At 53.0% G+C, this 13,309-nt stretch carries 10 protein-coding genes; 5 read left to right on the top strand and 5 right to left on the bottom strand.

Annotated elements, in window-relative coordinates; all coding sequences use genetic code 11:
- Positions 1–530: 530 nt before the first annotated feature.
- A complete protein-coding gene (locus tag FRY97_RS09825; protein ID WP_147167333.1) occupies positions 531–2,168 on the bottom strand; it encodes a M1 family metallopeptidase in 1,638 nt (545 codons plus the stop codon).
- 18 nt (positions 2,169–2,186) lie between these two features.
- Entirely contained in the window at positions 2,187–2,831 is a 645-nt protein-coding gene (locus tag FRY97_RS09820; protein WP_147167332.1) for an MBL fold metallo-hydrolase, read from the bottom strand.
- A gap of 614 nt (positions 2,832–3,445) precedes the next feature.
- On the opposite strand from FRY97_RS09820, the gene FRY97_RS09815 reads away from it, so the two are divergent.
- The gene (locus FRY97_RS09815; protein WP_147167331.1) at positions 3,446–6,937 is read left to right on the top strand and encodes a hypothetical protein; all 3,492 of its coding nucleotides are present in this window, start codon (positions 3,446–3,448) and stop codon (positions 6,935–6,937) included.
- Between the two features lie 137 nt (positions 6,938–7,074).
- On the opposite strand, the gene FRY97_RS09810 is transcribed toward FRY97_RS09815, so the two are convergent.
- A complete protein-coding gene (locus FRY97_RS09810; RefSeq protein ID WP_147167329.1) occupies positions 7,075–7,317 on the bottom strand; it encodes a hypothetical protein in 243 nt (80 codons plus the stop codon).
- A gap of 391 nt (positions 7,318–7,708) precedes the next feature.
- Complete coding sequence (locus FRY97_RS09805; protein WP_211356839.1) at positions 7,709–8,299, bottom strand: sigma-70 family RNA polymerase sigma factor; 591 nt, start codon at positions 8,297–8,299, stop codon at positions 7,709–7,711.
- A gap of 507 nt (positions 8,300–8,806) precedes the next feature.
- On the opposite strand from FRY97_RS09805, the gene FRY97_RS09800 reads away from it, so the two are divergent.
- From FRY97_RS09800 to FRY97_RS22330, 4 genes are all read left to right on the top strand, one after another.
- A complete protein-coding gene (locus tag FRY97_RS09800; protein WP_211356838.1) occupies positions 8,807–9,871 on the top strand; it encodes a beta/alpha barrel domain-containing protein in 1,065 nt (354 codons plus the stop codon).
- A gap of 30 nt (positions 9,872–9,901) precedes the next feature.
- Positions 9,902–11,236 carry a hydroxymethylglutaryl-CoA reductase gene (locus tag FRY97_RS09795; protein WP_147167389.1) on the top strand — a complete coding sequence of 445 codons (1,335 nt, stop codon included), beginning with the start codon at positions 9,902–9,904 and terminating at the stop codon, positions 11,234–11,236.
- Between the two features lie 5 nt (positions 11,237–11,241).
- Positions 11,242–12,174, top strand: a complete 933-nt coding sequence (locus FRY97_RS09790) for a GYDIA family GHMP kinase (RefSeq protein WP_317131903.1) — start codon at positions 11,242–11,244, stop codon at positions 12,172–12,174.
- Positions 12,175–12,257: 83 nt separating this feature from the next.
- Positions 12,258–12,416: a hypothetical protein gene (locus tag FRY97_RS22330; RefSeq protein ID WP_170254573.1), complete on the top strand. Its 159-nt coding sequence runs from the start codon at positions 12,258–12,260 to the stop codon at positions 12,414–12,416.
- A gap of 124 nt (positions 12,417–12,540) precedes the next feature.
- On the opposite strand, the gene pgl is transcribed toward FRY97_RS22330, so the two are convergent.
- Positions 12,541–13,263, bottom strand: a complete 723-nt coding sequence (pgl, locus tag FRY97_RS09785) for a 6-phosphogluconolactonase (protein WP_147167324.1) — start codon at positions 13,261–13,263, stop codon at positions 12,541–12,543.
- Positions 13,264–13,309: the final 46 nt, after the last annotated feature.

The raw sequence follows: 13,309 nt of genomic DNA, 5'->3' as shown, positions 1-13,309 counted from the left end.
CAAAAATACAGCATTATCCAAAAAAGTAAGCTGACAAGGCCACACGCCATGCTAAAAAAAGCTACCAAAAGGACATAATACCGAATAAACCTATTGAGTATATAGGCATTAGTTTATTCCCCTTTTAGCAGGTAGAGTTATTTGGATTTTACATACAATGCTACAAGCAGGGGCCTTCCGAGAGGATGGGGCCTGCACCTGCCGATAGGGCAGGTGCCGCTATGCTACGGGGCTCGCTGTCCGCTCGGCCCCTCGCCCTACAGGCGTCGGGGCTGGCCTTCGGCCACCCCTGCGCAGCGCTAGTGCCTTAAGTCATAAATCTCTGATACTTAAGTTGAAGTTATTTTCCGGCTAATCAAGGCGAAGGTTCGCGACTTTAGCCTGAGCTAAAGGAGCGGTTCTTTAACGAAGAGTAGGCGGAAAAAAACGAAACTTGGGGTGGCAAGGATTTATGGCTTGAGGCACTAGGCCAATGCCAGCCAAAAGCCTGAAAAATATAAATGCCTGCAATATTTTGATTTACGCCCTATTTATTCCACTTCGCGGAGGGTAGCATAGTAATCCCGGACAAGGGCCACCTCCCCTTTCTTTTTAACTTGGGCAGCAGCCCACTTGGTAGAGGGAGAGAGCAGCAAGGTGCGCTCTCCAACTTGCAGTCCGACGGGCATATCGAAGTGGCTGAGGCAATCTGCCCATCGGTACTCTAGTGTTTTCCCTTTGCCCCAGCGGTACTCGAGCACAGGTATGCGCACGTCGCGCAGATACTGATCCAATACAGGCTGTAGGGCCAGGCCGCTGTGCTCAATGAGGTAGCCTTCTATTTCCTGGGTCGTTACGGTTTTATGATAGAAAGTTTGATTGAGCCCTCTCAGTATACGGGCCCACTGCCCGTCATCCCCGATCAGCGTACGGATGGTATGCAGCATATTGGCGCCTTTGTAGTACATATCCCCGGAGCCGGCCCGGTTCACGCCATAATCCCCAATGATGGGGCGGTCGTTCATGACGTTGCGGCGGGTGCCAATGACGTAGTCCGCTGCTGCTTCTTTGCCAAAGTGATAGTCGAGGTATAAATTTTCTGAATAGGCCGTAAACCCCTCGTGCACCCACATATCTGCAATGTCCTTATAAGTGATGTTGTTGGCAAACCACTCGTGGCCAGACTCGTGTATGATGATGAAGTCGAACTTTTTGCCCCACCCCGTACCGCTAAGGTCCATGCCCCGGTAGCCATTCTGATAGCCATTGCCGTAGGTTACGGAGCTTTGGTGCTCCATCCCCAGGTAAGGCACTTCCACAAGCTTGAAGCCGTCTTCATAGAAAGGGTAAGGGCCAAACCAATGCTCGAAAGCTTCCAGCATCATAGGCACCTGCTTGAACTGCTCCTTTGCTTTTTCCAAGTTGCCCCGCAGCACGTAATAATCACAGGGCAGCTCGCCTTCCTCCCCGTCGTAGGTTTCTCCAAAGTGGACATAATCCCCAATATTGATGTTGACCCCATAGTTGTTGATCGGGTTGCCAACAAACCAGTGGAAGGTACGTGTGCCTGCGCCTGTATCCGAAATGCCCCTGAGCTGCCCATTGGACACCTCAAACAGCGTATCTGGCACGGCTACACTGATGAGCATGCTATCGGGCTCATCGTACATATGGTCTTTGCACGGCCACCATAGGCTTGCGCCTTCCCCCTGACAGGAAGTGGCCACGAAAGGCTTTCCGTTTTCATCTGTTTTCCAGCTCAGGCCGCCATCCCAAGGGGCCCTTACCGCTTCTCTTGGGTGCCCACTGTAATTCACCCTGACTTCATACACTTGCCCGGGCACCTGCACCTCATTGAGCTCTAGGTAGTATACGTTCCCCTCCTGTTCGAAGCTTACGGGCTGGCCGTTTTGCACTGCTGCGGTAAGCTGCATGGGCGGCTGCAAGTCTATCTGCATCCGCTGCCCGGGCTTGAGCACCCGGTACTGAATGGTATTAGCCCCTTCTATGAACTTCTGCCCGGGATCTACCCGGATATCTAAGTGGTAATAGGTCAAGTCCCACCAAGCGCGCTCGGGCGTCACGGAACCACGGAGGGTATCTTGCCGGGTATACTGTGCGGAGAGCTGAGCGCTGAAACTGATGGCCAGAAAGAGGGCCCAAAAGAGCCGGAGATGTGTCGAGTCCATTATAATGTCATTTTAGAGCTAAAGGAAGGGGTTGTGCTGTTTTTCGTAACCGATATTGGTAGCCGGGCCATGCCCTGGATAAACGGTGACATCATCGCCTAGCGGCAGCAGCTGCTCGGTGATGCTCCGGAGCAAGGTCCCATGATCACCGCCAGGCAGATCGGTACGGCCTATGCTGCCGAAGAAAAGGACATCTCCTGCGATCAGGAAGCGGCCGGCTTCACAGAAAAAGGACAAGCTGGCCGGGGAATGGCCTGGGGTGAAGATAGCCCGCAGTACGGTCTCACCGAAAGCGATGGTGTCCCCTTCAGCAATAAACGCTCCGGGCTCTGGAGATAGCTTACCCTCAGGCACTGGCAAACCGAACATCCTTGCCGAATCTGGCGCTGCCTGTAAGACAGGCAGCTCCCCTTTGTGTATCTCCAATGGCAGGCCATAGGTGTCTGCCACGAACTGATTGCCGAAAACATGGTCGATATGGCAATGGGTATTGATAAGGCGCACCGGCTTCAATTTGTGTTTGCCAATAGCTGCGATGAGCATCTGCTGCTCCTGCCCGGAAAAACAGCCGGGATCAAAAATCACGCACTCGCCAGTGCGATCATAAACGATATACGTGTTCTCCTGAAAGGGGTTGAACGTCAGTTTGAGTACTTCCGCCATTTTTTCTGCACAAGTTAGTAAAGCTCTGGTTGTATAAGGGGGCGGTGCAGGGGTTAATTCCTGTCAAGCTGGGCACAAACCAAAATATCATAGGCGTTTATGCTTTTCGGGCTTTCTAGCCTGGCATTGGCCTAGCGCTGCGAAGGGGTGTCAAGCCCGACAGGGCCGAGCGGATAGCGAGCCCCGCAGCATAGCGGCACCTGCCCTCAGGCAGGGGCAGGCCCCTCCAGAAAAAAAACGGCAACCGGGTTGGCGCACGTCAAGCTTGGGCTAGGAGGCAGGGCCTTTTGTCCTCAAAACGCCTAAAAGGGGAAATAAAGCCCCCGCCCCGGAATAACCGGCCTGAATATTAAACCCCGGCCCCGGGTCTGCTGTCTTCTTATTGGGCAAATGCGGCTGGCAGCCGGGCCCCTTCAACAGGATTTGCTTCGGCTGGCCCGCACAACAGCCAACCGAAAATCCGCCACGTCCAGCCAACAGCATATTTTCGTAAATACGTATATTACTCCAAATACGGCCTTAAAAAAAGCCCCTCCGGCACGTAGCCTGCAGTTTCTCCGTTCTACCTTGACTGCGGGCCGAATCCGGGACGGGGCCCCTTAAATTTCAATTCCATGCGCCTGTACCTACGACTTCTCCTTCCTCTCTTTTTGGCCGGTGGCCTGCACGCGCAGGGCATTCAGGTTGAGTTCGGCAAAAACCGAGTGCAATACCACGACGACTTTGCAGAATGGGCTAAGTATGAAAGTGATAATTTTATCACTTATTGGTACGGCGAGGGCCGGTTCATAGGTCAGGCCGTCGTGCAGCTGGCAGAACAAGACTCTAGGGAGATACAGAATGTGCTAGAGCACCGCATCAATGAGAAGATACAGCTCATCGTTTATACCGATATCACAGATGTCAAGCAGAGCAATATCGGCAGCGAGGATACCTTTATGAGCGCCGCAGGGCAGACCAAGATAGTGGGCAATAAGGTTTTTGTCTATTTTGACGGCAACCACCGCAACCTTAGGAAACAGGTCAGGGAAGGCATTGCCAGCGTGTACCTCAACGCCATGCTTTTTGGTTCGAACATCCAGGAAATTGTACAGAACGCCGTAATGATGAACCTCCCGGAATGGTTCAAGGATGGGCTGATCGGCTATGTAGGCGAACGGTGGAACCCCGACCTGGACAATGAGCTGCGCGATTACATCCTCTCCGAAAACTTTGATGGCTTTGAGGGGCTTGTCGCAAAAGACCCCAAACTTGCTGGCCATTCCCTTTGGTATTACATAGCCGAGAACTACGGCCGCTCACAGGTGTCCAACCTTTTATACCTTACCCGCATCAACCGCAGCATCGACAACGGCTTCCTCTATGTGCTCGGCACGCCTTATGAGCGGGTAGGCGATAGCTGGGCCATATTTTTCCGGCAGCGGTATGAGCAAGACGCCAGTCAGCGGGACAGCCTGGGCTCGGCCCCAGTCCCTTTCAAAAACAAACGGGGCCTTCCCGTCACTCAAGTCAAACTCAGCCCGAGCGGGCAGCAGCTTCTGTATGTGCTCAATGAAATTGGAAAATACCGCGTATACCTCTACGACTTGGCAACAGGCAAGCAGGAAACCATTTTCCGGCAGGGGTTCCGCAATGCTTTCCAAGCCACAGACTACAATTACCCTCATGTGGCATGGAACCCCAATGGGCAGCAGGTGGCGATTTTGTACGAAAAGCGTGATATAGCTTACTTGCGGCTTTATGAAGTGCGCAACGGGAAACATCAGGAAGAGCCGCTTTCCTCTGAGTACCAACGGGTATACAGCATGGATTTTGTCAACCCGATCACCATGGTTTTCACCGCAGCGGTACGGGGGCAGTCCGATCTGTTCCTCTATTACACCAATACCCGTCAGACCCAGCGCATCACCAATGATTTCTGGGATGACTTGGATGCCACTTACGTGGAAATCGATAACCAGAAAGGCATACTGTTCGCTTCCAACCGTCAGGATACCCTGATCGAGCCAGCTAAACTGGACAGTATCCTTCCTATTGATGATTTTGACATCTTTTATTACGATTTGGAAAACCGAAGCCGGGAGCTGGTCAGGATCACCAACACGCCCTATGCCAACGAACGGCAGCCAATGGGCGTAGACACCACTTGGTTCTCTTATCTCTCTGACCGGTCTGGCATTTATAACAGGGAGTCCGGTTATCTGGAAGAGTACCTCCATCATTACGACCAGCTCATTTACCTGGAGGACGGCTCCGAAATCCGCATGCACGCTGACTCTGCCCTAGAGTCATTGGACACCTCACTGATCGACACCATTATCCTAGAGCCCATCATAAAGAAACGGGCCATTACTCAGCCTAACACCAACTACGGCCGGAATATCCTGAGCCAGCATAAAAGCCGGATTGCCAACCGGGCGGTACAGCTTGCCCTTGTCAATGGGGAGCATCAGATCCACCTGTTCCAACCAGAGCCTGAAGAGCAGATTGCCGCACTGGGAGGCACCTCCTTCCAGGAAAAACGATCGGCAGAAATCAAAAAAGCAGTTGTGGTGCCCGATGACGGGCGGCGCAATGTGCAGCCGGAGCTTTCCTTGCTGCAAGAGAGCTCCCCCATCATCACCGTTGACACGGTACCTGTGAAAGAAGCTCAGCGGGATACTGGCAGGGTGGATATAGACAATTATCTCTTCCAAAGCGAATTTGACGACGAGGACGATGACCCGGCCATCATCATTGTAGAAGAGTCGGAAGAAGCTGATGCACCGCAGCAAGTCCGTGTCATTACCAACCCTAGCCAGATTTCAAGCGTACTGAACAGCAACCGCCCTTCCACTAAAAAAGCTTACGATTTCAACCCTTCCCGGATCACCAACTACCGTTTGGAATTCCGCACAGACTTCGTCACCACACAACTTGACAACAGCCTTTTGTTTGATGGGCTCAACAGCTTTGCCGCCAACCCGGATGGGTTCAACCTGCCCAACCCTGGCATTTTGCTCAAGGCTAACTTCAAAGACCTCTTTGAAGATTATGAGTTCGAAGGGGGTGTACGAGTGCCAACGACTTTCAATGGCACAGAGTACTTCATCACTTTTGCGGATAAAAAGCGGCGCCTCGACCGCCACTATGCTGTCTACCGTCGTAATCAGCGCTTTTCTTACGAAAGCCTATCTTTTGTGCCCAACCGCAATGAGGTGAACATCCTGCTCGGGCAATATGGGGTCCGATACCCCCTAGACATCTTCCGCAGCCTCCGGGCCACGGCCACCCTAAGGCGCGACCGGGTCACACAGCTTGCCACGGAGCGCGCTTCGCTGGAAGTACCAACTAGAAGCGATGAACGGGCTGGGATACGCTTGGAATATGTGTTTGACAATACGCTGGACGTGGCGCTCAATATCAAAAATGGCAGCCGCTATAAGGTCTATGTCGAAGGTGTGAAAAAGTTTGACATCAACCTCTCCGATGGCGCTTCTTTCGACCTTGCCCGGGGCGCTATGGGGATTATCGGGTTTGACGCCCGGCACTATCAGCGTTTCCTCAAGCATTCTGTCATCGCCTTGCGGGCAGCCGGGGCAACATCTTTTGGGTCTGAACGCATGATTTATTTCTTGGGCGGGGTGGACAACTGGCTCTTCAACAGCTTCAACAACGAGATCCCCATACCATCTGCTGGTGCAGACATCGCATTCCAGGCCCTAGCGACCAATATGCGGGGGTTTGACCTCAACATCCGCAACGGCAATTCCTACCTCTTGTCCAATATAGAGCTCCGGATGCCCATATTCAAGTACTTTTCGAACCGCCTGCGCTCCCCTTTCCTCAGGAATTTCCAATTGGTTGGCTTCTTTGATGTAGGCACAGCTTGGGAAGGGCGGGACCCATATAGCATAGAGAACCCGCTCAATACCTCTATCGTCGACAACTCTGGCTTAGTTTCCGTAAAGGTCAACTACTTCCGTGACCCGCTCGTAGCTGGATACGGCGCCGGAGTGCGGGCCATGCTATTTGGCTATTTTGTACGGGCAGATTATGCCTGGGGCATAGAAACCCGACAAGTGCAAGACCCTAAGTTCTACCTTTCGATCGGGACCGACTTTTAGCGGGCTGGGCACAGCGCCTTCTGCCATCTGCCGGCTTAAGGAACCGCCCAAAATTGAATAGCCCGGCAACCTTCAGAATGGTTACCGGGCTATCATTGTAGTGCCATTATGCTCCACGTACGGAGCAGCCCAAGCTGCTACGCGGTAGTCGTTACTTTAATTTTCTCTTTGATTGATTGTATGAGGGCGGGGGAAGGCTTCCGGCGATGTATTTTGCTCTTGATAAACTCCCGGAAGGATTTTTCCTGACTAAGGACTTTCAGGTAGGCGGGATTGGACTTGATCTCCATCAGTAGTTCTCGTTCAGCGCTCTCACTGAGCTCGTTGTCTAGGTACATCGTGACTTTACGGACGAGGTGCTGATAATTCTGATCTCTCATGGTCATGCGTTTTTTACCGTTCTGTATGCCCGCCCTATGCTTGCCGGGCATGAACAACAAAAAGGGATGAACGCACACCAACCACCATGCTGCAGACAGCGCTCTACAGCGCGAGTGCCTGTTTTCCAAGAGTTGTAGTAAACGTCAGTGCCCAATTTCCAGTTCATTATAGCCCTATTGTTTGATGGCCTCCCCGGCCAGGGCTGAAACACAATTGAATGCAGCAGACTGCGCGGTATGAGCACGCAGGCAGCAAGGGCAACAACAACGAAGCTGTTGCCATTCAATAATGTTTCATGGGATCGTACTACAGAACAGTAGTAGTTAACGAATTTACGATTGAGAAAGCCCGGTACATGCCCTGTATTCAGGTCATGACCGGGCTTAGCTCTTATTGACGATTGTCCTTGTAGCCCAAGGACTCAGCGTAAGTTTTCAGCTGCTCCTTGAGCAGGTTCCTTGCCCGGTACAGGCGCGAACGCACTGTGCCCAGCGGGATATTGACAATTTTTGAAATTTCTTCATAAGTAAAACCTTCCACATCACACAACAACAATACCACGCGGAAATCGACAGGCAGGCTATTGATAGCATTAGTCACTTCATCGCCCATCATCCCCTGAAACATCTCCTCCCGCAAGTCCATATAACTGGAGAAGTTGGTGTCTTCTTCATCGTGATAATTGACGATCTCTTCGTAGTCAACCTTGGTGGGCTGCTTGCTTTTTTTCCGGTACTGATTGATAAAGGCATTTTTCAGTATCCGGAACAGCCAAGCCTTCGCGTTGGTACCTGCGTGGTAGCTGCTGATAAAACGTACTGCCTTGAGGTACGTCTCCTGCACCAAGTCATTGGCATCCTCTTCATTGTACGTCAGGTGATACGCAAAGGTGTACAGGGCATCGAGATGCGGAAGAAACTCCTGCTCGAAAATCTGTTCCTGCTCTTTGGTCATACCTTTATGTTTCATCGTTTGCACCATGAAGATACTATTTTTTCCAGAATGCCAAGTAGTCAAACCAGGCAGGAACCGGGGTGAAGCAATAGAAGATAAGTTACTGTTAGGCAGCCAGATCGACACTCATGACGCGTCAGCTGCCAATCAGTACCCCCATCAACTCCCCGGCAGGAAAAATAGTTTCCTAGCGGCAAAAATAATTTCTGCGCGCAGCCTTGCTGCCGGCAAGCTCTGCCTAAACCATTTAGCACGGCCGTTGTTCCAAACCCGTCAGACAAAGCTGGGGGAATGGTCTCAAACCCAATTGCCGTCAGGGTGGGGCCTGCACCTGCCAGTGGGCAGCTGCCGCTATGCTCCGGGGCTCGCTATCCGCTCGGCCCTGTCGGGCTTAACACCCCTGCACAGCGCTAGGCCAATGCCAGCCTATAACCCAGAGCGCTTAAGCACCTGTGATATTTTGGTTCACGCCCGGGGAAATAGACAAGAAATATTGAATATCAGGCGCTGTTTCCTGTCAAAAACAAGAAATTTATGACCTTTACCAGCAAATCTGTAACTGTGGATACTTTGCCCCAATCGAATGACCCGACGGCTGCTGCCCGTAAGCGCGACCACATTGAACTGGCCTTCCGCTCACAGGTAGAAAGTGGCACGCTGGACAATCGTTTTTTTTACGAGCCGGTATTGGCTGCCCACCCTGAAAAAGGCAGCCTAAAAAAATTCCTATTCCTTGGCAAAACGATGACGGCGCCGGTCTGGGTCTCGAGCATGACGGGAGGCACTGAACACGCCAACACCATCAACCACAACCTTGCCCGGGCCTGCAAAGAATTTGGCATGGGCATGGGCCTGGGCTCCTGCCGGCCGCTCCTTTATAGCAATGACAGCCTCGCCGACTTCAATGTCCGCCCACTGATTGGAGATGACCTTCCGCTCTTTGCCAACCTAGGCATAGCCCAGCTCGAAGAGCTTATCGACAAAGGCGAGCTGTACAGGGTCCAAGACTTGCTCTCCAAATTACAGGCTGATGGGCTCATCATCCATATCAACCCCTTACAAGAGTGGCTGCAGCCGGAAGGCGACCGCTTTAAGCGGCCCCCTTTAGAAACCATACAACGGGTCCTTGAAAAAACTGAGGCCCCGGTCATTGTAAAGGAAGTTGGACAGGGCATGGGCTACGAAAGCCTCAAAGCACTGATGCAGCTCCCCCTGGCTGCTATCGACTTTGCCGCTAACGGCGGCACCAATTTCTCCAGGCTGGAGATGCTCAGGGGAGACGCCCAGAAAGCAGCAACCTACGAGCCCTTGGCTTATGTAGGCCATAGTGCCGAAGAAATGGTAATTTTGGCAAATCAACTACTGCTGGAGCTCGGCAACGCTGCACAGTGCCGGCAGTTCATCATCAGTGGCGGCGTACAGCACTTCCTGGACGGCTACTATCTGATCAATAAAATACAAGCCCCTGCCATATACGGGCAGGCTTCCGCATTTTTGCGGCATGCACGGGGCAGCTACGAAGCCCTGCAGGAGTACGTGGCCGCTCAGGTTGAGGGGCTAGAACTGGCCAATGCTTTTCTGAAGATAAAGCCCGTCTAATTGACCGGGCCAACATTCGACTTTGACGGTATGCAGGATAATATCATAACTGGTTTTTCCAGGTTCACTAAAGAGGAAAAACTCAATTGGGTCGCTGCGCGCTTTCTTCCCGACGCTCAATCGGATGCAGAAGCCCTGCGCTCTTTCTGGCACACAGATGAGGGGCAACAGCGTATCCTAGACGGCTTCAGTGAAAACACCATCAGCAATTACCCTTTGCCCTTTGGGATTGCGCCCAACTTCCTGATCGATGGGCGGGTTTATGCTGTGCCTATGGTCATAGAAGAAAGCTCCGTAGTAGCCGCCGCATCAAGTGCTGCTAAGTTTTGGCTCTCAAGGGGAGGCTTCCGCACGGAAGTGCTGGATACGGAAAAAATAGGCCAGGTGCACTTCAGCTGGCAGGGGGATGTAGCGCTGCTCCGTCAGCACCTCCCAGCTCTCAAAGCACAGCTCCTGGCAGATGCAGCCCACCTTACTGCCAATATGGAAAAACGTGGCGGTGGCGTAAAAGGCATTGAGCTCATTGACCTTACCGGGCAGGAGCCCGACTACTATCAGCTTCGGGTAGCATTCGAGACTTGTGACTCCATGGGCGCCAACTTCATCAACTCTGTACTGGAAGAATTTGGGCAGGGGCTGCAGCGCTACCTTAAAGCATCGCCCGATTTCCAAGGCTCCTCTGCCCGTGCAGAAATCATTATGGCCATCCTTTCTAATTATACCCCCGACTGTGTGGTGCGTGCCACAGTGTCTTGCGAGGTGGAAACCCTGAAAGGGGTTTGCCCAGATATGGCACCGGAAGAGTTCGCCGGGAAATTTGCCAAAGCAGTGCGTATTGCCCGCTTAGACCCCTACCGCGCAACAACCCACAACAAAGGGATTTTCAATGGTATTGACGCTGTTGTCCTGGCTACTGCCAACGACTTCCGGGCGATAGAAGCATGCGGGCATGCTTATGCTGCACGGGACGGGCAATACCGCAGCCTAAGCCAATGCACTGTTGAGGATGGGGCCTTTACCTTTTGGCTAGACCTTCCGCTGGCGGTAGGTACTGTTGGTGGGCTGACCCGCCTCCACCCGGTAGCCCGGCGTGCGCTCGACATACTAGGGCAGCCCTCTGCGCGTGAGCTGATGAGCATCATTGCCGCTACCGGGCTTGCTCAGAATTTCGCCGCAGTGCGCTCCCTTGTGACCACAGGCATCCAAAAAGGGCATATGAAAATGCACCTGATGAACATGCTCAACCACCTGCAGGCTACTTCAGAGGAGCAGCAGTCAGCCATTGCTCATTTCGAAGATAAAGTCGTTTCCTTTACTGCCGTCCGTGATTTCCTGGAGCGCGGCGGGAAGCACCTGGCTTCTTAAACCTCATCCCCATCGAACAAGCAATCCATACGAAAGGCAAACTCCTGCTAACCGGTGAATACGCCGTACTCGACGGTGCATTGGCACTCGGCCTGCCTACCAAGCTAGGGCAATGGCTCAGGGTAAAACCATTGTCTGAAGGGAGCCGCCACCAATGGCGCAGCCTACTCCCAGATGGCACCCCTTGGTTTGAGGCCACCCTTTCTTCGGGCGGCACCCTACTCAGCGCTACCCATCAGCAGGCGGGCAAGAGGCTTGAAGCCCTGCTAGCCAGCGTAGAAGCGCAGCGCCCGGGCTTTTGGTCGCATCAGCCTTTGCTGCAGTTCGAAACACAGCTCGAATTTGAAAGGGAATGGGGGCTTGGCAGCAGCTCTACCTTGGTAGCTGGGCTTGCCCGCTGGGCTGGCATAGACCCCTTCGAGCTCCTGCGGGGCACCTTTGGAGGCTCTGGCTACGATATCGCCTGTGCGCTTGCCAACAAGCCTGTGCTCTTCCAACGGCATCAACAAAAACCAGCCTACGTTGAGATACCCTATGCTCCTGCTTTTTCCAGCCATATCTGCTTCGCCTACCTAGGGCAAAAGCAGGACAGCCGGGCCGGCATTAAAGCGTACCGAGAACGCGGAGGAGCAGCCCCTGCTGAAATCCGTGAAACTTCGGCACTTACCCTGGCGTTTTTACAAGCCCGGACGGCAGGAGAGGCTATCTTGGCGCTTGAAGCACATGAATCTTTGATGAGCAAAATACTGGGGCAGCCTACTGTTCAGCTAAACCTTTTCCCCAACTTCCCGGGGGTCGTCAAATCGCTAGGTGCATGGGGCGGCGACTTCGTGATGGCCATCAGCGACAGGCCGGTGGAAGCTATACGGCAATACTTCCGGGTAAAAGGCTATCCTGTAACTTTTGCTTTTGACGAATTGGCGGCTTACTCCGGATAAGCCTTCAGGAAAAAGAGAAAACGCTCGGGGTATTTCCTTTTTCCTGCCCTCGTTCGTATTTTTGCCGTAAATAAATTTCTGACATGGAAGTGAACACGAATAGCAGCTCAGCAATGGATTGGATCCTTTTCCTAGTTTCTACCGCCGTCATGGTATTCATGCTGATTTATATGAATGAGTGGTTCTGGGTCGCATTGCCGTTCTCACTGACCTACTTGGTGAAAGCACTGCGCGCCATGTAACCTCCCCCTGCTAAAGCAGGCTTTAGATGGGCTTCAGCACTCAGTGCTGTTATTGCCCTGCTCAAAGAAATGAATAGCGGCAGCCGCCCGGCACTTGTCTGGCAGCTGCCCTTTCCATTTTATGCTATACCGAAACCTTGTGCGCTGCCTGCTGATCAAGGAACCAATGCAATTGCCCGTGGGCAGGCTTGATGTGTGCGGCAGGATACTGCTGTGCACGCTCCCCTCCTTCTCCCAAAATCTCCTGCAGCCGTTCCTGCTTGCTTTTGCCCGTAACCAAAAAAACGACGGTCCGTGCGTTGTTGATGACCGGGCCGGTCAGGGTGATCCGCTCCTGCCCGGACACCGGATGCTTTGCTAATGCGCAGATCTCCTGACTTTGCAACAGCTCCATTTGCCCGGGGAAGATAGACGCCGTATGACCGTCCCCCCCCATTCCCAAGATGATCAAGTCGAAAACAGGGAGGCCGTTGATGAGCGGCAGATTGTCTTTGAGCTCCTCCCCATAGCGCCCCGCCTCTGCCTCAGGCGGCAGCTCGCCCCTCATGCGATGTATATTGCAAGAAGGGATTTGCAAAGGGGAAAGAAAAAGGTCGTCGGCCATTTTGTAGTTGCTCTCCTCGTCGTCCGGAGGCACACAACGCTCATCGCCCCAATAAAAATGCAGTTGCTCCCAATCCATGAGGTCCGCAAATTCTGCAGCCCAGAGCCGGTAGAGCACTGCAGGGGTACTCCCACCGGATAAGGCGATGTGCAGGGGGCCCTGCTTTTCCTTCACCCAGCCTTCAAAAAACTCAGCAAAGGAGCGGGCAACTTGAGCAGGGCTGTCGGAGATATGAATGTGCATGCGCAGCGTATTTTAAGGTTGTGAAAGGGCAATATACTGGGCTTTC

It is taken from the genome of Phaeodactylibacter luteus (assembly GCF_007993045.1).
Classification (GTDB): Bacteria; Bacteroidota; Bacteroidia; order Chitinophagales; family Saprospiraceae; genus Phaeodactylibacter; species Phaeodactylibacter luteus.
Note: the sequence above shows the minus strand (reverse complement) of the source record. Positions and strands in the feature narration are given on the sequence as shown.

Bases quoted from the DNA above. Each gene is read 5' to 3' on its own strand.
- FRY97_RS09825 (WP_147167333.1), bottom strand. From the start codon at position 2,168: ATGGACTCGACACATCTCCGGCTCTTTTGGGCCCTCTTTCTGGCCATC.
- FRY97_RS09820 (WP_147167332.1), bottom strand. From the start codon at position 2,831: ATGGCGGAAGTACTCAAACTGACGTTCAACCCCTTTCAGGAGAACACG.
- FRY97_RS09815 (WP_147167331.1), top strand. From the start codon at position 3,446: ATGCGCCTGTACCTACGACTTCTCCTTCCTCTCTTTTTGGCCGGTGGC.
- FRY97_RS09810 (WP_147167329.1), bottom strand. From the start codon at position 7,317: ATGAGAGATCAGAATTATCAGCACCTCGTCCGTAAAGTCACGATGTAC.
- FRY97_RS09805 (WP_211356839.1), bottom strand. From the start codon at position 8,299: ATGGTGCAAACGATGAAACATAAAGGTATGACCAAAGAGCAGGAACAG.
- FRY97_RS09800 (WP_211356838.1), top strand. From the start codon at position 8,807: ATGACCTTTACCAGCAAATCTGTAACTGTGGATACTTTGCCCCAATCG.
- FRY97_RS09795 (WP_147167389.1), top strand. From the start codon at position 9,902: ATGCAGGATAATATCATAACTGGTTTTTCCAGGTTCACTAAAGAGGAA.
- FRY97_RS22330 (WP_170254573.1), top strand. From the start codon at position 12,258: ATGGAAGTGAACACGAATAGCAGCTCAGCAATGGATTGGATCCTTTTC.
- pgl (WP_147167324.1), bottom strand. From the start codon at position 13,263: ATGCACATTCATATCTCCGACAGCCCTGCTCAAGTTGCCCGCTCCTTT.